General features: G+C 62.3%; 18 protein-coding genes. 13 read left to right on the forward strand and 5 right to left on the reverse strand.

Features of this window, described 5'->3' with window-relative positions; all coding sequences use genetic code 11:
- The first annotated feature begins 15 nt into the window (after window positions 1-15).
- The 12 genes from KW842_RS01525 (at window position 16) to KW842_RS01580 (ending at window position 14,994) form a co-directional block, all read left to right on the forward strand.
- Window positions 16-2,028 carry a bifunctional 2',3'-cyclic-nucleotide 2'-phosphodiesterase/3'-nucleotidase gene (locus KW842_RS01525; protein WP_218302321.1) on the forward strand — a complete coding sequence of 671 codons (2,013 nt, stop codon included), beginning with the start codon at window positions 16-18 and terminating at the stop codon, window positions 2,026-2,028.
- A 182-nt stretch (window positions 2,029-2,210) separates the two neighbouring features.
- Complete coding sequence (locus KW842_RS01530; protein WP_218302322.1) at window positions 2,211-3,368, forward strand: ABC transporter substrate-binding protein; 1,158 nt, start codon at window positions 2,211-2,213, stop codon at window positions 3,366-3,368.
- Window positions 3,369-3,510: 142 nt separating this feature from the next.
- Window positions 3,511-4,401 (forward strand): branched-chain amino acid ABC transporter permease, encoded by an 891-nt coding sequence (locus KW842_RS01535; protein WP_218302323.1) that lies wholly within the window; start codon window positions 3,511-3,513, stop codon window positions 4,399-4,401.
- Between the two features lie 3 nt (window positions 4,402-4,404).
- Window positions 4,405-6,333: an ATP-binding cassette domain-containing protein gene (locus KW842_RS01540; RefSeq protein WP_218302324.1), complete on the forward strand. Its 1,929-nt coding sequence runs from the start codon at window positions 4,405-4,407 to the stop codon at window positions 6,331-6,333.
- Window positions 6,334-6,346: 13 nt separating this feature from the next.
- Window positions 6,347-7,072, forward strand: coding sequence for an ABC transporter ATP-binding protein (locus KW842_RS01545; RefSeq protein WP_218302325.1), 726 nt, complete (start codon window positions 6,347-6,349; stop codon window positions 7,070-7,072).
- A 223-nt stretch (window positions 7,073-7,295) separates the two neighbouring features.
- Window positions 7,296-7,991: a PEP-CTERM sorting domain-containing protein gene (locus tag KW842_RS01550; protein ID WP_218302326.1), complete on the forward strand. Its 696-nt coding sequence runs from the start codon at window positions 7,296-7,298 to the stop codon at window positions 7,989-7,991.
- 33 nt (window positions 7,992-8,024) lie between these two features.
- Entirely contained in the window at window positions 8,025-9,920 is a 1,896-nt protein-coding gene (locus KW842_RS01555; protein ID WP_218302327.1) for a S8 family serine peptidase, read from the forward strand.
- An 84-nt stretch (window positions 9,921-10,004) separates the two neighbouring features.
- Window positions 10,005-10,841, forward strand: coding sequence for an aldo/keto reductase (locus KW842_RS01560; protein WP_218302328.1), 837 nt, complete (start codon window positions 10,005-10,007; stop codon window positions 10,839-10,841).
- Between the two features lie 13 nt (window positions 10,842-10,854).
- Window positions 10,855-11,928 (forward strand): DUF4272 domain-containing protein, encoded by a 1,074-nt coding sequence (locus tag KW842_RS01565; RefSeq protein ID WP_218302329.1) that lies wholly within the window; start codon window positions 10,855-10,857, stop codon window positions 11,926-11,928.
- Between the two features lie 81 nt (window positions 11,929-12,009).
- A complete protein-coding gene (locus tag KW842_RS01570; protein WP_218302330.1) occupies window positions 12,010-12,402 on the forward strand; it encodes an RcnB family protein in 393 nt (130 codons plus the stop codon).
- A 49-nt stretch (window positions 12,403-12,451) separates the two neighbouring features.
- Entirely contained in the window at window positions 12,452-12,919 is a 468-nt protein-coding gene (locus KW842_RS01575; RefSeq protein WP_218302331.1) for a YbaK/EbsC family protein, read from the forward strand.
- Complete coding sequence (locus KW842_RS01580; RefSeq protein WP_218302332.1) at window positions 12,916-14,994, forward strand: alpha/beta hydrolase domain-containing protein; 2,079 nt, start codon at window positions 12,916-12,918, stop codon at window positions 14,992-14,994. Before KW842_RS01575 ends, KW842_RS01580 begins: the two co-directional genes overlap by 4 nt.
- Here the strand turns inward: KW842_RS01580 and KW842_RS01585 are convergent.
- The 5 genes from KW842_RS01585 to KW842_RS01605 form a co-directional block, all read right to left on the reverse strand.
- Window positions 14,960-15,277, reverse strand: coding sequence for a DUF2288 domain-containing protein (locus KW842_RS01585; protein ID WP_218302333.1), 318 nt, complete (start codon window positions 15,275-15,277; stop codon window positions 14,960-14,962). The two genes, KW842_RS01580 and KW842_RS01585, sit on opposite strands and share 35 nt — an antisense overlap.
- Window position 15,278: 1 nt before the next feature.
- Complete coding sequence (locus KW842_RS01590) at window positions 15,279-15,968, reverse strand: RES family NAD+ phosphorylase (protein ID WP_218302334.1); 690 nt, start codon at window positions 15,966-15,968, stop codon at window positions 15,279-15,281.
- Entirely contained in the window at window positions 15,969-16,403 is a 435-nt protein-coding gene (locus tag KW842_RS01595; protein ID WP_218302335.1) for an antitoxin Xre/MbcA/ParS toxin-binding domain-containing protein, read from the reverse strand.
- A 70-nt stretch (window positions 16,404-16,473) separates the two neighbouring features.
- The gene (recJ, locus tag KW842_RS01600) at window positions 16,474-18,168 is read right to left on the reverse strand and encodes a single-stranded-DNA-specific exonuclease RecJ (protein WP_218302336.1); all 1,695 of its coding nucleotides are present in this window, start codon (window positions 18,166-18,168) and stop codon (window positions 16,474-16,476) included.
- Window positions 18,165-19,205, reverse strand: a complete 1,041-nt coding sequence (locus KW842_RS01605; RefSeq protein ID WP_218302337.1) for a hypothetical protein — start codon at window positions 19,203-19,205, stop codon at window positions 18,165-18,167. Before KW842_RS01605 ends, recJ begins: the two co-directional genes overlap by 4 nt.
- A gap of 257 nt (window positions 19,206-19,462) precedes the next feature.
- On the opposite strand from KW842_RS01605, the gene KW842_RS01610 reads away from it, so the two are divergent.
- Entirely contained in the window at window positions 19,463-25,540 is a 6,078-nt protein-coding gene (locus tag KW842_RS01610; RefSeq protein WP_218302338.1) for an SdrD B-like domain-containing protein, read from the forward strand.
- Window positions 25,541-25,551 lie beyond the last annotated feature (11 nt).

Raw genomic sequence — 25,551 nt, forward strand, 5'->3', positions numbered from 1 at the left:
GCCTGTCACTTCATCATGCCATTCATGCGTCTCGTTTATTTCGCCTTGCCGTCACTGCTGATCGGCTGCACCAGCCTGCCACATGGCGGCGTCACGCCCGCCGGCGCCGAGGCCAGATTCGCGCTGCTGGAAACCAGCGACCTGCACGCCAATGTGCTTAGTTATGATTACTATAAGCTCCAGGCCGATCCTGCCGTCGGCCTGGAACGCACCGCCACGCTGATCAAACAGGCGCGCGCCGAATACCCGAACAATCTGCTGCTCGACAATGGCGACGCACTGCAAGGCACGGCGTTGGCCGACTACCAGGCGCTGGTCAAGCCAGCAGGCTGCGGCGACACGCTGGCCATCTACAAGGCCATGAACCAGCTGGGCGTCGATGGCGCCGGCATCGGCAACCATGAATTCAACTACGGCCTGGCCTATCTGAACCAGGTCACCGGCAGCCATTTCAATGTGGATGGCGTGCCGGCCGACGCGCCGCGCTGTGCTGGCCCGGCTTTCCCCATCGTGCTGGCGAATATCTACAGCGTGAAATCGAAGCAGCCGCTGTTCCAGCCCTACCGCATCCTGACCCGCCAGATCCAGGCCACCGGCCCGGATGGACAGCCACTGACGGCCAGCATCAAGATCGGCATTATCGGCTTCACGCCGCCGGGCGTGCTGTCGTGGGACAAAGCCTGGCTGGAAGGGAAAGTCTACGCCGAGGGCGTGCGCGAAGCGGCGCAAAAATACATCCCGCAAATGCGTGCCGAGGGTGCCGACCTGGTGGTCGCCATTTCCCACGGCGGCGTGGACGGCGCGCCGTACACGCCGGAGATGGAAAACGCTAACTACTACCTGGCCCAAGTGCCGGGCGTGGATGCGCTGCTGATCGGCCACGCACACCTGCCGTTCCCGGACGCCGCCAGCAAGGCGGCCGGCTTCAACCTGCCGGGCGTCGACAAGGTCAAGGGCACCATCCACGGCGTGCCGGCGGTGATGGCCAACCTGTGGGGCAAGCACCTGGGCATGATCGGTCTGCACCTGAAATATGACGGCAGCCGCTGGCTGGTCGACCAATCGCGCACCACGGTCGAGGCGCGCGCCACCCGCCAGGCGGATGGCAGCTACGTCGCCGCCGACCCGGCCATTGCGCCGCTGGTCGCCGCCGAACATGCGGCCACCATCCGCTATGTGCAGACGCCGGTTGGCAGCAGCGATTTCCGCATGAGCAGCTACTTTGCCGACGTTGGCGACATCAGCGCGATTGAGCTGGTCAACCAGGCGCAAACCGCCTATGTGCGCGACTACGTCAAAGCCAACCTCCCGCAATATGCATCGCTGCCAGTGCTGTCGATGGCGTCGCCTTTCAAGACCGGTGCGGCCGGTGTCGCCGACTACACTGACGTCAGGCCGGGCGCGGTGGCGCTGAACAATGCCGCCGACCTGTATCTGTACCCGAACGCGCTGCACGCCGTGAAGCTGGACGGCGCGCAGCTGAAAGCCTGGCTGGAAAAATCGGCTGAGCGCTTCAACCGCATCGACCCGGCCAGCAGTGCTCAGCAGGAACTGGTCAACACCGGCTTTGCCGGCTTCAATTTCGACATGCTGACCAGCGCGGACGTCAGCTACCAAATCGACGTGACCCAGCCGCTTGGCCAGCGCATCGTCAATCTGCGTTACCAGGGCGCGCCGCTATCGGCGTCGCAGTCCTTCCTGGTGGCGACCAATAACTATCGCGCCAGCGGTGGTGGCGGCTTCCCCGGCCTGGACGGCAGCAGGACCGTGATCGCCGCACCGGACTCCAGCCGCGACGTGCTGATCGGCTACATCCAGAAAACCAGACAATTGAGCCGCACCCGCAACGGCGCCACGCGCAGCTGGCGTTTCGCACCGGTCGCCACCAAGGGCGCAGTGGTGTTCCATTCCGCACCCGGCCTGCTGGAACTGGCGCGCGAGGCTGGCCTGGCCGGCGTCAGCCAGCTGAAAGCTGACGATGGCGGCGGTAAAGGCTTTGCCCTCTACGCGATAGACCTCAGCAAATAAAGCGCCCGCGCCTGGCATGTAATCCTTACCGCTGGCTTACATGCTTGCACCGTGCGAGCGTGCTGCGATGCCGCACATCTATCTGTTGCTGATGACGTTCTACTAACCTACAATGGTTTTCCGATGGGGCGACTTTCCAGCGTACGACTACTATAAAAACGTTGTATAACAGGAGATGACACATGAATTTCAATTTGAAATTGCTCGTTGCAGGTCTGGCACTCGGTTTCGCGGCTACCTCTCAGGCAGCTGAGCCCATCAAGATCGGCGTGGCCGGTCCGTTCACCGGCGGTTCCGCGCCGATGGGCGTCTCGATGCGCGACGGCGTCAAGCTGGCGGTGGCGGAGATCAACGCCAAAGGCGGCGTGCTCGGCCGCCAGATCCAGCTGATCGAACGCGATGACGAAGCCAAGAACGAACGCGGCGTGCAAATCGCGCAGGAACTGATCAACAAGGAGCGCGTGGTCGCCACGGTCGGTTACATCAACACCGGCGTGGCGCTGGCCTCGCAGCGCTTCTACCAGGAAGCCAAAATCCCGGTGATGAACAACGTCGCCACCGGCTCGGTCATCACCCAGCAGTTCGCCAAGGAGCCGGAGAACTACATCTTCCGCAACTCCGCCAATGACCAGATCCAGTCGCAGATGATCATCAAGGAAGCGGTCGATAATCGCAAGTTCAAGAAAGTCGCCATCCTCGCCGACTCGACCAACTACGGCCAGCTGGGCCGCGAAGACCTGGAAAAAGTGCTGGCCTCGCGCAGCATGAAAGCGGTGGCGGTGGAGAAGTACAACATCAAGGACGTTGACATGACCGCCCAGCTGCTGAAGGCCAAGCAGGCCGGTGCGGAAGTGGTGCTCACTTATGGCATCGGTCCTGAGCTGGCGCAGATCGCCAACGGCATGGAAAAACTCGGCTGGAAAGTGCCGCTGATCGGCAGCTGGACGCTGTCGATGGCCAACTTCATCGACAACGCCGGTAAGAACGGCAACGGCACCCGCATGCCGCAGACCTTCATTCAGGAACCGAACACGCCGAAGCGCAAGGCCTTCATCGACGCCTACATCAAATCCTACAACCCGCCGCAAGGCCGCATGCCGTCGCCGGTGTCGGCAGCGCAGGGCTATGACTCGATCTACCTGCTGGCTGCCGCGATCAAACAGGCCAACAGCACCGATGGTCCGAAGGTCAAGGCCGCGCTGGAAAACCTCAACGAAAAAGTTGAGGGCGTCGTCACCACCTACGACAAGCCCTACGGCAAGGACGATCACGAAGCCATCACCGCCGACATCACCGTCTTCGGTGAAGTCAAGGATGGCAAAGTCGTACACGCCAAGTAGGAGCGCTTGGCAGCGTCGTTCCCGCGCGGGCGGGAACCCATACGAAGTTTCCCGGCAGGCGCTCTATGGATTCCCGCCTGCGCGGGAATGACGGCTATCGTGGCGGCGCTCGCCATTTTCTTCTCGTCCGCAGGGGAATACTATGGAAATCCTGTTGCAACTGGTGTTCAGCGGTATCGCGCTGGGCATGATCTATGCGGTGATCGCCTTCGGCTACCAGCTCACCTTCGCCACCTCCGGCACGCTGAACTTCGGCCAGGGCGAATCGCTCATGCTGGGCGCTTTGGTGGGACTCAGCCTGGTCGGCACCATCCACGGCGGTCCTTACATGAGCTACTTGCTGATGATCCCGCTGGTGATCGTATTCGGCGCGCTGCAAGGCATGTTCGTTGAATGGATAGGCGTGCGGCCGGCTATCAAGATCAAGTCCGAATTCGGCTGGATCATGTCGACCATCGCGCTGGCCATCATCTTCAAGAACGTGGCCGAGAACATCTGGGGCAAGGATGATCTGACCTTTCCATCGCCGCTGTCGTCGGCGCCGATCGAGATCCTCGGCGCTAACGTGCAGCCGATGCAGATCGCGGTGGTGGTGGGCGCGCTGGCCATCATGGCGGCAGTCGAAATCTTCAATCGCAAATCGATCTACGGCAAAGCGGTGGTCGCCACTGCCAATGACCGTGACGCGGCAGGTCTGATGGGCATCAACACCGGCGCGGTCATCACTTTTTCCTATGCGTTATCGTCGGCTGTCGCCGCCTTTGCCGGCGTGCTGGTAGCGCCGCTGACGCTGACCGGCGCCACCATGGGCGCCTCGCTGGGCCTGAAGGCGTTTGCGGTGGCGATCATCGGCGGCCTGACCTCGGGCGTTGGCGCCATTGTCGGCGGGCTGATACTCGGGATCACCGAAACCACCGCCGGCTATTACATCTCGACCGGGTACAAAGACGTGCCGGGCCTGTTGCTGCTACTGCTGGTGCTGGCGGTGAAACCGTCCGGCCTGTTCGGCAAAGCTGCCATCAAAAAGGTCTGATCCATGAAGAGGACGATCATCGCGGCAAGCGTGGCGGGGCTGGCGGTACTGGCACTATATCCGGTACTGATTCCTAATCCTTACTATATCCATCTATTTGAAACGATACTGATCTACGCGATACTATTATTTGGCCTGGACATCGTGGTCGGCTACACCGGCCAGGTGTCGCTTGGCCACGCGGGCCTGTTCGGCATCGGCTCCTACGTCACCGGCGTGATCGTCTTCAAGCTGGGCGCGCCGTTCTGGATCGCCATTCCTGGCAGCGTGATCGGCGCAGCGGTGTTCGGCGCCATCCTCGCGCTGCCGGCGTTGCGCGTCACCGGCCCGTATCTGGCGATGGTCACGCTGGCCTTCGGCACCATCATCCAGATCCTGATCAACGAAATGACCTTCCTGACCGAAGGGCCGATGGGCATCAAAATCTCCAAGCCAGTGCTGTTCGGAGAAAAGCTCAGCGAAGTGCAGTACTACTACATGGTCGCGGTGCTGATGGTGATATCGCTGGTGGTGGTGCACCGCATACTCAAGTCCAACCTGGGCCGCGCGTTCGAAGCGCTGCGCGACAGCCCGATCGCGTCGGACTGCATGGGTGTCTCGGTGTACCGCTACAAGGTGTACGCCTTCATCATCAGCGCCGGCTTCGCCGGGCTGGCCGGCAGCCTGTACGCGTATTCGGAAGAATATATCTCGCCCAACACCTACAATTTCGAGCTGACCATCCTGTTCCTGCTGGCGGTGATCATGGGCGGCCGCAAGACCCGCTCCGGATCGCTGATCGGCGCGCTGATCGTGGTCATGCTGCCCAGCCTGCTGGCCGATATCGAACTATTCCGCAAGATCGCCGTGGCCGCCGCCGTGCTGGGGGTGATCGGCTCGGCCGTCGCGATTGCCCGCAAGCGCGCCACGCCGCGCGGCGTCGCCGTGCCGCTGATCGCCACCATCGGCATGGCCGCGTTCTCGTACAAGCTGGAAAACATCGTCGATTGGCGGCTGACCATCTTTGGCCTGATGACGCTGTTCGTGGTCTACTATCTGCAAGACGGGATAGTCGGCTTCCTGCAAGGCTTGTTCGGCCGTGCACGTGCGCACGCCAAGCCGGCGGCATCGGGCGCCGGCGCCGAGCCTTTCCCGCGCGCGCAAGGCGGCAAGGCTGGCGACACGCTGCTGGATGTCGAACAGATCCTGATGCAGTTCGGCGGCCTGAAAGCGCTCAACCAGGTCAACCTGAACGTTGTGCAAGGCTCGGTGCATGGCCTGATCGGTCCTAACGGCTCAGGCAAAAGCACGATGATGAACGTCCTCACCGGCATCTACAAACCGACCGCAGGGAAGGTGGCGTTTGCCGGTGCGGTGATCTCCGGACGCACACCATCCCAGATCGCGTTGGGCGGTGTTGCACGCACCTTCCAGAACGTGCAGCTATTCGGCGAAATGACCGCCACTGAAAACGTGCTGGTCGGCCTGCACAACACCTTTGCCTCAAATGTGCTGGACGTGATGCTGCAAACGCCGCGCTACAAACGTGAAGAGCAGGCCGCGCGCGAACGTGCCGCCAGCATCCTTGAATTCGTCGGCCTGGTGGACATGGTCAACGAAGAAGCGCGCAATCTCCCTTACGGCAAACAGCGGCTGCTGGAAATCGGCCGCGCGCTGGGCCTCAGTCCGCGCCTGCTGCTGCTGGACGAGCCGGCGGCCGGCCTGACCGCGCCGGACATCAAGGAGCTGATGGCCATCATTCGCAAGATCCGCGACCACGGCATCACCATCATCCTGATCGAGCACCACATGGACGTGGTGATGGCCTTGTCCGACACCGTGACGGTACTGGACTTCGGCCAGAAAATCGCCGAAGGCAAACCGGCCGCCGTGCAAAGCGATCCGAAAGTGATCGAAGCTTACCTTGGCGGCAGCAGCGACGCCGCGCACTGAGAAGGATACCCATATGCTCTCGATCGCCAATCTGCACGCCGCCTACGGCAAAGTCGAAGTCTTGCACGGCATCTCGCTGGACGTCCCGAAAGGCAAGCTGGTGACGCTGATCGGCTCCAACGGCGCCGGCAAAACCACCACCATGCGCGCCATCTCCGGCATGATCAAGCCGAAGGGCGGCAAGGTCACGCTGGACGGCAAGGACATCACCGGCAGCGACTCGCACAAAATCGCCCGCGCCGGGCTGGCGCACTCGCCTGAAGGGCGGCGCGTGTTTGCCTCCATGAGCGTGACCGACAACCTGCTGCTGGGCGCCTTCCCGCGCTTCACCCGCGCCCGCCCGAAAGGCGACATCAAACACGATCTGGAAAAAGCCCTGGAACTGTTCCCGCGCCTGAAAGAACGCCAACACCAGCTGGCCGGCACACTATCCGGCGGCGAACAGCAAATGCTGGCGATGGCGCGCGCCGTCATGCTCAATCCCGAAGTGGTGCTGCTGGACGAACCCTCAATGGGCCTGGCGCCTATCCTGGTCGAAGAAGTATTCCGCATCATCCTGCGGCTGAAATCCGAAGGTGTCACCATGCTGCTGGTGGAGCAGTTTGCCGCCGCCGCGCTCAACGTCGCCGACTACGGCTACGTCCTCGAAAACGGCAGCATCTCCGTCCACGGCCCCGCCGAAAGCCTGAAAACCGACCCCAAAGTCATCGCCGCGTATCTGGGTGGTGGGCACTCCTAGGGAACTGGATTCGTTGCTCGATAGGCATGATTAAATATCATGAGTGTCATAAATGCATGAGGCTGTCAACATGCACTCTATAGCTTTAGTTGTTTTGACGACAAAATATTTATTGTTGAACAGTTTTCAATCTGACTTGTAATCCAGTATAAAATCGATTGCATAGATGACATGATTAAAAATCATCTATCTCTCATTCTTATACATAGACCAGGACAGATCGATGACTAAAAAAGTACATTTTACGCAGTCCTTGCGCACGCTTGCAGGCGCAACCTTGCTGCTTCTGGCGACTGGCGCCGCCCACGCTGCTGCGGTAAGCGAAAGCGGCGATGCCGGCGAACTGATCAACTCGGCCCAAACCTTTTCCGGTAACAGCGCCATTTCCTCCATCACGGGCTCGCTGCTGAGCACCTCGCAAAGCGATTATGCCGACCTGTTCCGCGTCTATCTGTATGCCGGCAGTATTTTCAGGGCGACTACCACCGCCTCGGTATGGAATACCAATAACTTCGATACCGCACTGTTTCTGTTTGATGCAAGCGGCCACGGCGTAGTGGCGAATGACGACGATCCCAATGTCGGGCCCCAGTCCACCATCACGATCACCCAGTCGGTTGGCGCCAGCGGCTACTACTACCTGGCCATTGCCGGCGCAGGCTATACCCCGGTGAGCGCCGGCGGTTCGATTTTCGGCGATCTGATCGGCAAGGACCAGGTGCAGGCAGTCGGTGTTGGTGGTAGTGGTGCATTGAGTGCCTGGCAGAGCACCAGCGGCGAGGGTGACCGCTATCAGATCGTGCTGCAAGGCGCTTACGCCAGCGCGACGGCAGTGCCGGAGCCAGTCAGCATCACCATGTTGATGGCTGGTCTGGGTCTGGTCGGTGCTGCCGCGCGTCGCCGTCGCGCCCAGGCCTGATCCGTCGAACGCAATTCAGAGAAGATGACATCCATGAAAACCGCACACATCACTCCTTTACTGGCGCTGCTGCTGGCTGGCGCTACCGGCCTGGCCCAGGCCCAGCACACCAAACTCGATGCTGGCCTGTCCGACCTGGTCGACAAGCTGAAAACGCCTGCCGCCGCGCGCCAGGCCGCTACCACCGGCTTGCAGGCCACCCATGAAGGCCTCACTGACAGCAGTGGCCGCGTGCTGGTCGATATCTACCTGGATGGCCAGAATACGCTGGACGCCGTGGTCGCCAGCCTGAAAGCCGCCGGCGCGAATGTTACCGGCATCAATGCGGCGTTCCGCCGTGGCGCGGTCTCGGCCTATGTGCCGCCCAACCAGATCGAAGGCCTGGCTGCGACCACTGGTCTGCGCGTCATGAAACTGTCGCTGCGTCCGCAGCGCAATGTCGGCGTGACCACCTCGCAGGGGACCAAAGTACTGCGGTCGGATGCGGCCAACGCCGCCGGCATCACCGGCGCCGGCGTCACTGTCGGTGTGCTGTCCGATTCGTATGATGGTTCACCGGCCAGCTTCACCAGCATCCGTGCCGCCCACGACATCGCTAGCGGTGACCTGCGCGCGCCCAAATTTGTCATCGACCTGAATGACGCAGGCAACACCGACGAAGGCCGTGCGATGATGCAGATCGTGCAGGACGTCGCGCCTGGCGCCGACCTGTGCTTCGCCACCGCTTTTGCCGGCGAGGCCGCATTTGCAGACAACATCCGCACGCTGCGCACCCACCCGAGCTGCCGCGCCGATGTCATTGTCGATGACGTGTTCTACTTCGACGAGCCGTTCTTCTCGGACGGCCAGGTAGCACAGGCGGTCAATGATGTGGTCACCAGCACCACGCTGGCGGGCAAGCAAGTCAGCTACTTCTCGTCGGCCGGCAACCAGGGCGCGGCCGGCGGCGGCGGTGCTATCGATGTCACGAACCCCAGATTTTCGATCGCGCCGGCCAATATCGGTAACATCAAGCTGGCCTCCACTGCGACCTGCAGCAGCTCGCCAGTGAGCGGTTCGACCAAGGCCAATGTCGGTGGTGGCTGGCTCGATTTCGGTGGCGGCAGTTATGTCACCCGTGTCAACTACGCGCCGGCCGGTTCGCGTCTGGTGTTGCAGTGGGATGATCCGTTCTACGCTGGCGCGGTCAGCACTGACCTCAATCTGTATTTCTTCGACGACGCCGGCAACTGCGTATTTACCTTCGCCAGCAATAACATCGCGACCGACAATGGGATGGAGTACATCAGCCTGTCCGGCGGCACCGGCCTGACCTCGTTGCGCATTATGATAGCCCGAACCAGCGTTGGTGCGCACACTGCCACACGCGTGCGCCTGGCTAATTTTGACGGTTTCGACGGCGGCGCCTTTGGCACCTTCACTAGCCCGACCACCTTCGGCCACAGTGCGGCGGTGAATGCCAATAGCGTGGCGGCTTACCGTTACACCTATCCGGCCACGCAGGTATCGCCGTACAAACCGGTGCTGGAACCCTTCAGCAGCGTCGGCCCGGTGGTAATCACGCTGGACGCGGACGGCAGGCGCCTGCCGGTGGCCGAAGTGCGCAAAAAGCCTGACCTGGCCGCACCGGATGGCGGCGATACCACCTTCTTCTTTCCTGGCCAGGACTACGAAGGCAACGGCCGTCCCAACTTCTTTGGCACCAGCGCGGCCGCACCGCACGCTGCCGGCGTCGCAGCGCTGTTGTTGCAGAAAGCCGGCGGTCCGACCAAGCTGACGCCGAAGCAGGTCAAGAGCTTGCTGCAAACTTCGGCACCAGCCCGCGTGCCGCCGTATTCGCCAGCTGGTACTGCGGCATCCAAGCTGTGGAGTGTGTATGACGGCTTTGGCCTGATCGACGCCACGGCAACACTGAATAAGCTGCCTTGATCGCTGATTCAGCCCGCTGAAAATCCGGCGCCCAGTGGCGCCGGATTTTTTTATACTGTTGGTTCGACTACACAGGAGACAGCCATGAAGACGCTGCAGATGGGCGAACGCGAAGTGCCGGTGCTGGGGCAGGGCACCTGGAATATGGGCGAGCAAGCGAGCCGCAGGCAGCATGAGGTGCGGGCGCTGCAGCTTGGTCTGGATCAGGGCGTGACCTTGATCGATACCGCCGAGATGTACGGCGAGGGCGGGGCGGAGGAGGTGGTTGGCGAGGCGATTTCCGGCCGGCGTGACGAGGCCTTCATCGTCAGCAAAGTCTATCCGCACAACGCCAGCTTTGAAGGCGCGCAGCAGGCTTGCGAGCGCAGTTTACGGCGCTTGAAAACCGATTGCATCGATTTATATCTGCTGCACTGGCAAGGCCATCACCCGCTGGCCGAAACCTTCGACGCTTTCGAAACGCTGAAGCAAGCCGGGAAGATCAAAGCCTACGGCGTCAGCAACTTCGATCTGGAAAACATGGAAGAGGCGCTGACCTACGGCGCGCCCGCTACCAATCAGGTGCTGTACAACCTGAGCAAACGCGGCATCGAGTTCGATTTGTTGCCGTGGGCGCGCGAGCGGCAGATCCCGGTCATGGCTTACTCGCCATTGGAAACCTCCGGCCGCGAGCAGGCGGTGCTGCTGAATCATCCTGGCCTAAAGGCCGTCGCCGATGCGCACAACGTCACGCCGGCGCAAATCGCGCTGGCCTGGGTGCTGCATCAGGATGGCGTGATTGCTATCCCCAAGGCTGTCGATCCTGTACACTTGCGCGCCAACCGCGCCGCGGCCGATATCGTCCTCTCAAGCGATGATCTGGCCGCATTGGACCGAGCATTCCCGCCGCCGCGCCGCCGTCGCCCGCTGGATATGCGTTAACGATGAAGAGACTATGTTAAATCGACTGAAGCAGCTGTTTTCCCCGAAAGACATCAGCAACCACGTTCTGCTCAACGCGTATAGCACCGTGGCTGATGCGCCCAAGCCGGCGTTCCCGCATGTGCTGAACGGTCGCAGAGACCTATCCGACGCTGAAATGGGCCCGCACCTGAATGGCTTCATGCACTACCTGGCCGAGCAGAACGAAGGCAAGATGACGCGCACCCGCTACCACGTGATTCGCCATCTGCAACGCACGCAGCAACATCTGAGCTTCGCCGTGGACGCCGCCGATCTGGACGCGTTCCGCGCGTGGGCCGCAGCCGCCAATGCACTGATCTTCATGCAGGACGGCAGCGTGCGCGATCCGCAAGGCCGCGTGCTGCTGGCGGTGTCCGGCGAAGATGGGGATCCGGAGGCGGTTATCCCTTATCCGCCACAAGCCTGGGAGCGCAAGGCGCGCACCGAGGCGCTGCTGGCCGGCCGCAAGATCGATGTGCCGGCGAGTCTGCCGCCGCTGGTATCCGAGCCGGAGCTGCGCCTGCGCGCGCCGGAAGATATCCTGCGCCGCATGCTGGCGCTGTTCGTGGTCGCCATTCGCGCAGAGTCGCTGACCAGCAAGAACCCGATTGCGGTAGATGATCTGCAACAGCGCTTCCCGCCGGCCTTCGCCAACCTGACCGACGCCGAACGCGCCTTCCTCGCGCAGGAAACCCCAAGCGAGCAGGAAATCACGCAGTTCCTGTGGCGTTACGAAGCCATCCTGGTGCTGCAATGGGCGCTCGGCCTGCAAGCCGAACTGCCGTTCCCGGATGCGATCTGCGATGTATCGTCGATCTCCGGCAAGGTGATCGAACGCGGCACCGATGGCTTGCGCAAGCAGCTGACTGCGCGCACGCCAGGCGAAATCCTGGATGCGCTGGACCTGCACTACCGCCTGCACTGGGCCAGCCGCCAGGCCATCCTGAAGAAGGCGCCGGTGGCGGCTGGTCTCAACGATGGCGTGCTTCAGGAGCGCCACTATGCGCTGAATTGGCTGGTGCGTTTCGAAGACCGCGAATGGGATGATGTCGATACGCCAACCTGAGTAACGTTCGTTTGCGTACAGAAGCTTATCCCGCCCGAAGGTAAGCTGTATCTATCGAAGCACTTTACAAAGGAGTTCGATATGAACCGCAAACTGATTACCGCTGCCGTGCTGGCAGCCATGGTAGGCATGACTGGCGCAGCTTCGGCGCAAGACCGTCACCGCAACGACGACCGCCGTGGCGGCCCTGATTTCAGCCGTCACGACGAGCGCCGCAACGATCGTAACGACTATCGTCATGACGACCGCCGCGACGGTCGCCCTGATCATCGTGGCGCCGGCCCGCGTCATAACTTGTACAAGGGTGGCCGCCTGCCGCCCGAATACCGCAGCCGCCAGTATGTGGTGAACGACTGGCGCGGACACCGCCTGAGCGCTCCGCCACGCGGCTACCATTGGGTCCAGACCGGCAGCGATTACGTGCTGGTTGCGATCACCACCGGCGTCATCGCCAGCCTGCTGCTTGCAAACTAAATAGCTCTGCTAATATGCTGGATAGTCCACACTATCCAGCATATTTTCTATGAGCCTGCAATCGGTACGAGAATTCTTCCACGCCCGCGATATCCAGATCCCCATCATTGAAACGGATGCCAGCACCGCGACGGTAGCCCTGGCGGCGGAGGCGCACGGCGTTGAGCCGGGCCGCATCGCCAAGACGCTGGCTTTTCGCGTAGCGGAGGACAAGGTGATACTGGTGGTGGCCAGTGGTACGGCGCGGGTCGATAACCGCAAGTTCAAGGAAGCCTTCGGCAAGGGCAAGATGCTGTCCGCCGATGAGGTGGTGGCCCTGACCAGCCACCCGGTTGGCGGCGTTTGCCCATTCGGCCTGCCGCAACCGCTGCCGGTGTATCTCGACCACACGCTGAATCACTTCGACGAAGTGCTGCCCGCCGCCGGCTCGATCAATAGCGCCATCCGTATCACGCCGGCGCTGATGGCGACCTTGACCGCTGGCCAGTGGGTGGATGTCTGCGGGAGCGCGGCATGAAGCGCTCCTTGATGGCATTGGCCGTAGCCGCAACCGTCGCCAGCGCACACGCCGCCGTTGAGCGCATTGAGGTTACAGAACGCATGCCGTTCGCGCCTGGCGTCACCTTTGGCGAATACGGCGCATATGAAAAGATACGTGGCGTGGCCTACTATGCGCTTGATCCGAAGGCGGCCGCTAACGCATCCATCGTGGACCTGAAGCGTGCGCCGCGCGACAAGAAAGGCCGCGTGCTGTTCTCCAGCGAATTCGTGCTGCTGCGACCGACCGGCGCACAGCCGACCACCTTGCTGTATGACGTGAATAATCGCGGCAATATCGCCATCCTCGGCCAGGTCAACGGCCACAGCCCGGCGCAGAACGATCCGGGCAGCGCCGCCGATGCCGGCGATGGCTTCCTGATGCGGCACGGCTTTTCGCTATTGTTCTCGGCATGGACCTGGGACGTGGCGCCGACCGTGTCGGCAGCAGGCACGCCGCCATCGCGCCCGCTGGTGTTCGCGCCGCCAATCGCCAAGGGCGTCAAGGGCAAGGTGCAGAACGAATTCACCGTCAATACGCCGGCCGACATCGTCAGCTACGCTGGCATGCGTGGCCTGACCTATGAACCGGCCACGCCGAACGATCCGCATGCGCAGCTGACCCAACGCGCGCGCCAGGGCGACAAGCGCCAGCAGATCCCGCGCAGCGCGTGGAAGTTTGTGGCGCCAGAATTGAAAGGCGGCCCTGGCCGCGTGCAGCTGGAGGGCGGCTTCCAGCCGGACACCATTTACGAGATTACCTATGTCGCCAAAGATCCCTACATTACCGGTGCGGGTCTGGCCGGTATCCGTGATCTGCTGTCTTACTTCCGCGATCATCCGTTTGAAGGTGCGCCGGCGCCGCGCAATGTGCTGATGTTTGGCATCAGCCAGTCAGGCCGTTTGATCGGCCGCATGATGCATGATGGCCTCAATGTTGATGAAGGCGGCAAGCTGGTATTCAACGGTGCGTATTTGCAGGTGCCGGGCGCCGGTGGCTCGGCGGGCTTCAACAGCCGCTTCGCGCAGCCGACCCGCCATCCATCGATGATGGAGGAGCACGACTATCCGGCCGATGCATTCCCGTTCACCAGCACGCCAACACGCGACCCGGCTAGCGGCAAAACCGCCTCCACGCTGGACAAGGCGCGCGACAAGCAAGGCAATCTGCCCAAGCTGTTTTACGCGAATACCTCTACGGAATTCTGGAATCGCGGCGCTTCATTGATCGGTACGACACCGGATGGCGAACGCGATGTCGCGCCGGCCGATAACGTGCGCATCTACGGTTTCATGGGCGCTCAGCACTACGTCGGCCGCTCGAACAAGCGTGCACCGTTCAGCGCCTGCGTCTCCACCAGCGATCACTACCTGCCGATGCGCGCGCTGATCGTCGCGCTGGACGAATGGACTGTCAAAGGCACGCCGCCGCCAGCCAGCGCTTATCCAAGCCTGGCCGACGGCACGCTGACCACTGTTGCCGACTACCGCGCCATCTTCCCCAGAGGATTGGGCATCACGCCGCCAGAGCAGAACTTGCGCGAGCCGCGCCTTAATTTTGGCTTGCGCTTCGCGTCGCAAGGCATCGCGGATACGGTCCCGCCCAAGCACGGCGATGACTACGAAACCCGCGTGCCCACGCCGGATGCTGACGGCAACGATAGGGGAGGCGTGCGCCTGGTGGAGCTGCAAGCGCCGCTCGGCACGCACACCGGCTGGAACCTGCGCGCACCTGAAACCGGCTTTGCATGGGCCACTTCGCGTTTCGATGGCAGCTTCGTGCCATTCGCGCGTACGGAAACGGAACGTGTGGCGTCCGGCGATCCACGTCCTAGCCTGGAAGTACGCTATGCCAATCGGGACGCCTATGCGGCCGCTGTGCGCGCCGCAGCGGAGCGGCAGGTGGCGGCGGGCTTGCTGTTGAAGGAAGATGTGGAACGCACGCTGAACAAGAACCTGGGCCTGTACGACCGCATCCTGGCGCGCGATCCCGCCGACCAGGGCTGCGGTTATTTATTCCCTAATTCAGCGCCTTCTGCTCCTGTACCAGGATGAACGGGCTGACCACGCAGGCCCACAGCTCGGCGTTCGCTTCGAGCCAGGCCTGCGCCTGCTGGTCGTTGACCTTGGCTATCTGGCCGGAGTTCATCCATTGCGTGATGTTGGCCTTGTCGTCGTGCGAGATGCGCACCGCCACATCGACCAGGTCGAGCGAGTTGGCGACCCACACCACATTCCCCTGCGCGAAGTGTTTCAGCAACTCGGTCCACGGCAGGCGTGCCGTTTCGCGGTTCACTTTGTTGCGGAGTTCAAGGTCTTTTTCTGGTTTGGTTTGCATATTAAATAATTTCTATCTTCGGTACAGGGCGACCTTGCCATGTTAACCGATAGGCCGCGCCTTTGCGAACATTGCCCACCAGCGCAGGACGGAAGCAGGCCAGATTGGTGCCGCCTGCACGCCGCACGCTCGGGTAGATGACGCCCAGGGAGCCGCCTTCCAGCAGGCGCTCCGCCAGTGTCTGCGATTCGATATAGCTGTCCGGCGCCATGCACGCGGCGTAGCGCGCTTGTCCGCGCAGGTCGTGGAAGGTAGCGGTGAAATCCGCCAGCATGCATTGATACTGCGCGCTGTCGTCGAAACGGTTGATCTCGGCGTATTCCACCGCCTTGTGGAAGCTGACTTCCGCCAGCGCCGTCTCCACGTCAAACGCGCAGTACCACGCGCCACGGCGGCCGTCGTTAAAGCGGCTGCCTTGCGGATGCGCGTAGGTAAAGGCGGCGTTGACGATGCGGAAGTTGGGCACGCCGAATACCAGTTCATCGACACTGATGCCAGCCGCGCCGCCGTTCTGCGTACGCAGGCGGGCGTTGGTGGCGTTATCCAGGTCGAACAGATCGTGCAGATGGTCGTCGCTGTCGGCCAATGGCGCCAGCACTGAGTCCTCCACATCCGCAAAGCGGGAGGGCAGCAGACGGCAGGTGTCGAACTGGCGCAGCGTGGTTAAAGGCGGAACGAGGCTGACCGGCACTTACAGCCCTCCGCGACGGGCGTCCAGCAACTGGCGCACGGTTTGCATGGCAATCAGGCCGCCGCTCAGCATATAGGCCAGCGGCGTGCGGCCCTCGAAGATTTGATTGTTGTTGGGCAGGGCTATCCATTCGTCGGCGAGCTGGTCGCCGTAGATGATGTGCAGCGCCTTGTAAATGCCGAGCAGGTAGGAAATACGCGTGATGCAGTCGACTTCCAGCGTGCGCTCCGGATTTTTTTTCCAGTCGTAGTAGGCGCTGTTTGACAGGCCGCCCAGCAGCTGGCGCGCGTCCTCGTCGCGCACCTTCCAGGTGGCGGCCAGTTTGAAAAAGCCCTTCAGGGCCGACTTGGACAGCCGCTCGCGTTCGGCCTTGGCGTTCAGGTCCACCAGCACGGTTGGCTCGAAGCGGCTGCGGGGGTAGGCGTAGGTCAGCATAAATCCTCCGGTAATGGATTCTTTATACTCCTTTTTCGGATGAATTGCAATCCTTTTCAGGATTGGCGCGCTAGGCCGCCTCTGCGTGCTCCACCAAAAGTTGCACTTTGGTTACGCCGTTGTACTCGTTGGCGTCCAGCCGGAACGCCACGCGGGCGCGGTCGCCGAGGGCGTCGGTATGGCCGAACCAGATGGCGTCGTAGCGGGCGCCGTTCTTTTCCAGCAGCAGCTTGAGGTGGCGTTCTTTCAGAATGCGCTGGCTGACGACCCGGAAGTCGTCGCAGAACACCGGCGGCGCAAAGCCCTGGCCCCACACCTGGCCGGCCATCAGCTCGATGAAGGTGGTGGTGTAATAGGCGTCTTCCAGCGGGCCGTCCGTCTCGACTACGCGTTCCAGTTGCTGCTTGCTCAGCCACGCGCGGCCGACTTCCTCAAACGCCTCGGCAAACGCGTCAAACGCCTCCGCGCGCAGCGTCAGGCCTGCCGCCATGGCGTGGCCGCCGAACTTGTCGATCAGTGATGGCGCTTTTTTGTAGACCAGGTCCAGCGCGTCGCGCAAATGGAAGCCCGGAATCGAGCGGCCGGAGCCCTTGATCCAGCCATCGGCGCCCGGCGCGAAGGTGATGGTCGGGCGGTAGAACTTTTCTTTCAGGCGCGAGGCGACAATGCCGATCACGCCCTGGTGCCAGGTATCGTCAAACACGCAGATGGTACTGCGCTCGGCCGGTTCGAAGGCGTCGAGGTGCAGCATGGCCGTGTCCTGCATATCGGCTTCGATTTCGCGGCGCTTCAGGTTGATGTCGTTGAGCTGTTGCGCCAGTTGCCAGGCGCGGTCCTCGTCATCGGTGACCAGACATTCGATGCCCAGCGACATATCCTCCAGCCGGCCGGCCGCGTTCAGGCGCGGGCCCAGCGCGAAGCCGAGGTCGAAGGGATTGGCGTTGCGCGCCTCGCGGCCGGCCACGCGGAACAAGGCAGCCACGCCGGCGTGCATGCGGCCGGCGCGCATGCGCTTCAGGCCCTGCGCCACCAGGATGCGGTTATTGGCGTCGAGCTTGACCACGTCGGCCACGGTGCCCAGCGCCACCAGGTCCAGCAGATTGTCCAGCTTGGGCTGGGTCTGGGCGTCGAACACGCCGCGCTTGCGCAACTCGGCGCGCAGGGCCAGCAGCACGTAGAACATCACGCCAACGCCGGCGATATGCTTGCTCGGAAAGCCGCATTCCGGCTGGTTCGGATTGACGATCACGCGCGCGGCGGGCAGGGTGTCGGCCGGCAGGTGGTGGTCAGTGACGACGACTTCAATGCCGCGCCGGTTGGCTTCGGCCACGCCGTCGATGCTGGCAATGCCGTTGTCGACGGTGATGATGATGTCTGGCTGCTTCTCGCGCGCGGTCAGTGCCACGATTTCCGGCGTCAGGCCGTAGCCGTACTCGAAGCGGTTGGGCACGATGAAGTCGATATCGGCGCCCATGGCGCGCAGGCCGCGCAGCGCGACCGCGCAGGCGGTGGCGCCGTCGCAGTCATAGTCGGCCACGATCACCATGCGCTTGCGCGCCCCGATGGAGTCGGCCAGGAACGCGGCGGCCGCATCGATATGCAGCAGGCCGGACGGCGGTATCATCGCCGTCAGTTCGCTGGATAGTTCTTTGACGTCGGTCAGGCCGCGCGCCGCATACAGGCGCGCCAGCACGGGGTGGACGCCGTTCTGGCGCAGCATTTCGGATTCGCGGAACGGGAAGGTACGGGTGCTAATACGGGTCATGATTGGTTCAACAGGGTATTCAGGGTGGGCTTGCGCCAGAATTTTCTTTGCGCCAGCTTGTTGCTGGTGACCGTAGTCCAGCCATGGCGATGGCTCAGCACCAGCTTGACGCTGTCGACGCGGCCGTCTTTGAGCGCGGTCAGCAGCGGTGCAAACCAGTCCTGCTCCAACTGCTGCATCCGCGCCAGCCAGTCGGCCCAGTCGCCCACCTGTGCGGCGGAGATCAGGCCGCCGAGCATGGCGACGCCTGGCTGGACAATCAATTGCTGCGCGTCCGGCTGGTGCTGGGGCGCGGCAGCCAATGCCGCCATCCACGGCGTGCCATCGCCGATCGCCACGCAACCCGACGAGGCGGCAGGTCCGGCGCCGCCCCACAGCCAGCAGGAATTGATCGGTTGCAAGCCGCGCGCCTGGCGTGCCTGATTGATCGGATGTTCATGCCACAGCATCTGCACCTCGTTTTGCAGGCGGCGGAAGTCGCGCGCGTGCTCGCCCTCGGGCAGCCAGTCAGTCATGCTTTGGGTGGTGGTGGCGTCTGGCGACGCGGTATTCAGGTCTGCCCAGTCATCGGCGCGCATGAACCACAGGCCGGGCGCGCCATGCAGCAGCGTCTTGCCGACCTCCTCAAAATAGGGGCGGGCGATGTCGTACAGTCCGCGCGAGTCGGCTTCGCTGATTTGCAGCGAGCGCAGGTCGGTCAGCAGCATATGGGTGCGCGAGATCTGCACATGCGACGGTTGCAGCATGAACCAATGGCCTTCGGCCGCTTGTGCCGCGAGGCCGCAGCCGCGCATGCAGGCGGTGGCCAGCGGCGCGCTGGTGTCGGCGCGCTCGGGCGCGGTGGCCAGGCCCAGCGTGTGCGCCAGCCACGCTTCGTGCGGCAACACCCGGCTGTTGTTGTCGAAAATAGTATATTGAAAGCTGCTGTGGCGAGACAGCAATGCAGCCAGTGCGGGGGCGTTCAGCGCGCGTATCAGGTCGCTGGCCAGCTCCGGCGGTGGTAGTGCAAAAGGGAGTGCGAGGGTAATTTCAGTCATCCCGAGATTGTAGGGCATTGCGAGTTTTGATGAATAATTCTTTATAGAAACAATAATTTCGAAAATACCACAAAGATATAAAAAAACTTAATGATTGTAAGTAAATGTTCGCTATAATTGCGGCAACTAATATGTTTTAAATGCATTACTTCAAATTGCGTGATGCACCCAGGTCTACCTGCCACTGCCTACCCAATCCCCCGTAGCAGCCGTGCTGGCCCAACTGATAACTCCAAAAACAACTTTGAAGGCCTTGTATGAGCTCGATTAATATTGCTACTTCTATTCACGTTTACGAAGATACCAACGGTACTTTTGATATCCGCGACATCCTGGCCGCCGCCGGCTACACCGCCAGCAATTCGCTGAAAATCAGCTCGATGACGGTGGCGCTGCCGGACGGCAAACTCTCGTCCAAGGACACGCCACTGTTCGGCAAAGTCGACGCGGATACGATCTACGTGCGTCCGGGGCAGTGGGCAGAGCACTATAACGGCAAGTTTGTGACCTATGAATTTGTGATGGACCAGGGGGCTGCAAACACCATCACGCTGACGCTGGATGTCATCATTGATCCGGTCAACGATGCGCCGACCGGCGCCAACAAGACTTTCAATCTGGGAAATGGCGCGCCGGTGGTGCTGGCACAGGACGACTTTGGTTTTGTGGACAAGATCGAGCACGACGCGTTTAAATCGGTGATCATCACCTCGCTGCCATCATCCGGCAAGCTGACGCTGAACGGCGCGGCAGTTGCCGTCGGCGCCGAAATCTCTGCGGACGACATCGCTGCCGGCAAGCTGGCGTTCGAGCCTGGCCAGAACACCTCCGGCAGCTTCGACGTTGGCTTCAAGGTACGCGACAACGGCGGCCTGGTTGGCACCGGTGCGGCCGATACCAGCGCCACGCCGAACTACCTGACCTTCAACGTGCCGCAAGCGCACATCGGCGATTTCGTCTGGGAAGACAGCAATGGCAACGGCGTGCAGGACAGCGGCGAAGCTGGCCTGGCGGGCGTGACCGTGCAACTGAAAGACGCCAGCGGCCAGGTGGTCAAGACCACCACCACCGACGCCAGCGGCCAATATCATTTTGATGCCGATGTGGGCACTTACAGCGTCAGCGTCAAGCCGCCGGCAGGCTATGCCGCCACCCAGCAGGGCCAGGGCGGCAACGGCGCGGCCGACAGCGATATCGACGCCAGCGGCAACACCGGCGCCATCGTGCTGACGCCCGGCGACACCAACAACAAGGCCGACGCTGGTCTGTATCGCCCAGTGTCGCTGGGCTCCACCGTCTGGTACGACAGCAATCGCAATGGCGTGCAGGATGCCGGCGAGGCGGGCGTGGCTGGCGTCAAGGTCACGCTGCTGGACGCCAGCGGCAATCCGGTGGCCGGCGCTACTGCCACCACCGACGCCAGCGGCCACTACCAGTTCAGCAATCTGAAGCCAGGCGCTTACAGCGTGCAGTTCGACAAAATCAGCCTGCCGGCCAATTATCTGTTCACCAGCGAAGGCAAGGATTCGGACGCCAATGCCGACACCGGCGCTACCGCACAAGTCACGCTGGCCTCGGGCGACAGCAGCCAGCACCTGGACGCCGGCATCGTCATCAAGCAAGCCACCGTGGGCGACCTGGTCTGGGAAGACCGCAATGGCAATGGCGTGCAGGACAGCGGCGAGCAGGGCATTGATGGCGCGACCGTCACCCTGAAAGACAGCAACGGCAACACCGTCGGTACCGTGGTGACCCATGACGGCGGCCAGTACAGTTTCAGCGTCGATCCTGGCACCTACAGCGTGTCGGTCAGTGCGCCGGCTGGCTATGTGGCGACCGGTGCGGGCCTGGGTGGCAACAGCACTGCCGACAGCGATATCGACGCCAGCGGCAAGTCCGGCGCTATCACGCTGGCACCAGGCCAGGTCAAGGCCGATGTGGATGCTGGCTTCTACCGCTACGCCTCGCTGGGCGATAAAGTCTGGTACGACAGCAACCGCAACGGCGTGCAGGACAATGGCGAAGCGGGCGTGGCTGGCGTGAAGGTCACGCTGCTGGACGCCAGCGGCAATCCGGTGGCCGGCGCTAGCGCCACCACCGACGCCAACGGCAACTACAGCTTCACCAACCTGAAACCAGGCAACTACAGCGTGCAGTTCGACAAAGCCACGCTGCCAGCCGATTACGACTTCAACGCCGGCCAAGGTTCCACCGTTGACGCCAGCGGCAAGAGCGGCCAGGTCGCGCTGAATTCCGGCGACAACAATCTGGACCTCGACGCCGGCATCGTCATCAAACAGGCCACCGTGGGCAACCGCGTGTGGAACGACACCAATGGCAACGGCGTGCAGGATAGCGGCGAGCAGGGCGTCGATGGCGCTACTGTGTCGCTGAAAGATGGCAACGGCAATGTGGTCGGCACCGTGGTCACCCACGATGGCGGCCAGTACAGCTTCACCGTCGACCCTGGCACCTACACCGTATCGGTCGCACCACCAGCAGGCTATGTGTTCACCGGCGCGGGCAAAGGCGGCAACGGCGCGCTGGACAGCAACGTTGATGCCAATGGCAATGCCACCGTGACGCTGACGCCAGGCCAGAGCAACCAGGACGTCGATGCCGGTGTTTACCGCCCGGCCTCGCTGAGCCAGGTGGTATGGTTTGACGCCGACCGGGACGGCCGCCTGAACAACGGCGAAACCGGCGCCGCCGGCGTCAAGGTGATCCTGCTGGACGCCAATGGCACGCCAGTGCCGGATGCCGTGGCCACCACCGACGCGGACGGCCACTACCAGTTCACCAACCTGGCGCCAGGTGTGTACAGCGTGCAGTTCGACAAGAGCACGCTGCCGGCCGGCTACAACTTCACCAGCGCCGCACAAGGCGCGCCAGGTAATGGCGGCTCCGACGCCGACACTGGCACCGGCAAGACCGCCCAGATCACGCTGAGCGGAGGCGAAGACATGACACTGCGCGCCGGCCTGGTGGTACAGCAAGCCACCATCGGCGACCGCGTATGGGAAGACAAAAACGGCAATGGCGTACAGGATGACGGCGAAGCCGGCATCGTTGGTGTCAAGGTCGACCTGAAGGACGAGAACGGCAACGTGGTCAAAACCACCACCACCGGCGCGGACGGCAAATACAGCTTCACTGTTGATCCGGGCAAGTATGCCATTTCGGTCACCGCGCCAGGCGGCATGACCGCCACTGGCCAGCATGGCGGCGCGGACGGCGTTGACAGCGATATCAACGCCGACGGCCAGAGCGATCTGATCACGCTGACGCCGGGCCAGTCCAACACCAATGTTGACGCGGGCTTCTACAAAGGCGCGGCGCTGGGCGATCGCGTGTGGCTGGATGCCAACCGCAACGGTGTGCAGGACAGCGGCGAAACCGGCGTGGCCGGCGTTAAAGTGCTGCTGCTGGACGCTTCGGGCAACCCAACCGGCGCCAGTGCTACCACCGACGCCAACGGCAACTACAGCTTCACCAACCTGAAGCCAGGCACCTACAGCGTGCAGTTCGACAAGGCCACGCTGCCGGCCAACCATGTATTCACCAGCGCCGACAGCGGCAGCAACGACGCCAAGGATTCGGACGCCAGCGTCAACACTGGCAAGACCGCCAACGTTACCCTCAACTCGGGCGATGTCTACAGCGACCTGGACGCCGGCATCGTGGCTCTGCCAGCCAAGCTCGGCGACACGGTATGGGAAGACAAGAACGGCAACGGTGTGCAGGATGCGGGCGAGGCCGGCATCGGCGGCGTCACCGTTCAGCTGAAAGACAGCACCGGCAAAGTGGTGCAGACCACCACCACCGCAGCCGATGGCAAATACAGCTTCAGCGCCGATCCGGGCAGCTACACCGTGTCGGTGAAAGCACCCAATGGCTACCAGTTCACCGGCAAGGATGCGGGCAGCGACGACAATCTGGACAGCGATGTCAACGCCACCGGCCAGAGCGGCCTGATCACGCTGGGTGCCGGCGAAATCAACAACACCGTGGACGCTGGCCTGTACAAATCCGCGTCGGTCGGCGACCGCGTCTGGCTGGACAGTAACAAGAATGGCGTTCAGGACAGCAGCGAGTCCGGCGTCAGCGGCGTTAAAGTGATGCTGATGGATGCCGAAGGCAAGCAGGTTGGCCTCACTGCCACCACCGACGCCAACGGCAACTATCTGTTCAGCAATCTCAAGCCGGGCAGCTACACGGTGGTGTTCGATAAATTGACGCTGCCGGAAGGCATGACCTTCGGCAACGCTGCGAACGCTACGCAGACGGTGACGCTGACGTCGGGCCAGGTCAACAAGAATGTGGACGTGGGCGTGCTGGCTGCCGCCACCATCGGCGACCGCATCTGGCTCGACAAGAACGGCAACGGCGTGCAGGACGACGGCGAGAGCGGCAAGTCCGGCGTGACCGTTGAGCTGCGCGACACCAGCGGCAAGGTGGTCAAAACCACTACCACCGATAGCAGCGGCAATTACAAGTTCTCGGTGGAAGCGGGCACCTACGCGGTCAACGTCAAGGCGCCGAGCGGCTACTATGTCGCGGGCAAGGACGCCGGCAGCCTGGGCACCGTTACCGTGACTGCTGGACAGAACGTCACCAATATGGACGCCGGCGTGTATCAAAAGGGCGAAATTGGCGACAAAGTTTGGATCGACCTGAATGGCGACGGCATTCAGCAGAGCAATGAAAGCGGCGCCAAGGGCGTCAAGGTCACGCTGCTAAACGAAAAAGGCGTGGCGATCGCCACCGACATCACAGACGCCAGCGGCGCGTACGCGTTCACCGACCTGGCGCCGGGCAAATACTCGGTCAAGTTCAGCGCGCCGGACGGCTATGGCTACACCAAACAGGATCAGGGCAGCAACGACAACGTCGATTCCGACGCTGACGCCAACGGACTGACCGCGCAGTTCACGCTGGCTTCGGGCCAGGTGGACAAGACCCGCGATGCCGGCATCGTCAAGCTGGGCAGCATCGGCGACCGCGTGTGGGAAGACGCCAATTACAACGGGGTTCAGGACAGCGGCGAGAAGGGCGTGGACGGGGTGACCGTCAAGCTGTACGACGCCGCCGGCAAACTGCAGGCCACCACCGTCACCCATGACGGCGGCCAGTACCTGTTCGACGATCTGGCAGCCGGCAACTACAAGGTGGAAGTGGTCAACAACAGCGGCTGGTACTTTACCAAGTCCGGCCAGGGCAATGACGGCAACGACTCGGACGTCACCACGGTGTCGGGCAATAGCGGCAAGACCGGCAATATCAACCTGGGCATTGGCCAGAACATCACCACCGAAGACGCCGGCATCTACCGCAAGGCCAGCATCGGCGACAAGGTCTGGCGCGACGCCAACCACAATGGCGTGCAGGACAGCGGCGAAGAGGGCATAGGCGGCATCAGCGTGGCGCTGTACGACGCCAGCACTGGCAAGCAAGTTGGCTCGAGCATCAAGACCGACGCCAATGGCAACTACAAATTCAGCGATCTGAATCCAGGCAACTACTACCTGCAGTTCGACAAGACCGATGTGAAGGTGTATTTCGCGTCGGACCGCTCGACCTACAATATGAGCAACTGGAAGTGGGGCGTCAAAAACACCGGCAGCAACGATGCGATCGATTCGGATGTCAAGGGCGACGGAAAGGAATACACCAACGTCACCAAGACCGACACCATCACGCTGACCTCGGGCAAGAACGACCTGAGCTGGGACGCCGCCATCACGCCGATCGCGATCGACCTGAATGGCGACGGCATCCACACCATCGCCCGTGAAGACATGACCGGCAGCTTCGATCTGCTGGGCACCGGCAAGGCAATCCAGTCGGGCTGGCTGTCGAAAGGCGACGGCTTCCTGGCCATCGATCGCAATGGCAACGGCGCGATCGACGATATCAGCGAACTGTTCGGTGGCGCCAGCAAGGGTTCGGGCTTCGCCAAGCTGGCCAGCTACGACAGCAATGGCGACGGCGTGGTGGACGCGCATGACGCCGATTTCGCCAGCCTGCTGATCTGGCAGGACGCCAACAGTGACGGCAAGACCGACGCCGGCGAACTGATGACGCTGACCCAGGCCGGCGTCATCAGCCTGACCGTGGCGCACACCGAGCTGCCATTCCTGGATGCCAACAACAATCTGCACCTGGAGCGCAGCAGCGTCACGCTGGCGAATGGCAAATCGGCCGATATGACCGATGTGTACTTCAATGTGGCGGCATCGGACGCGGCAGCGGCCGGCGTCAGCTTGCCAAGCATGGGCGAACTGTTGCAGGAAACCGCCCAGCTGGTGGGCCAAAACCCGGTCGCCATCGCTTAAGAGAGAAGAGA

Source organism: Duganella sp. sic0402, from assembly GCF_019219065.1.
In the GTDB taxonomy this organism is placed as follows: domain Bacteria; phylum Pseudomonadota; class Gammaproteobacteria; order Burkholderiales; family Burkholderiaceae_D; genus Rugamonas.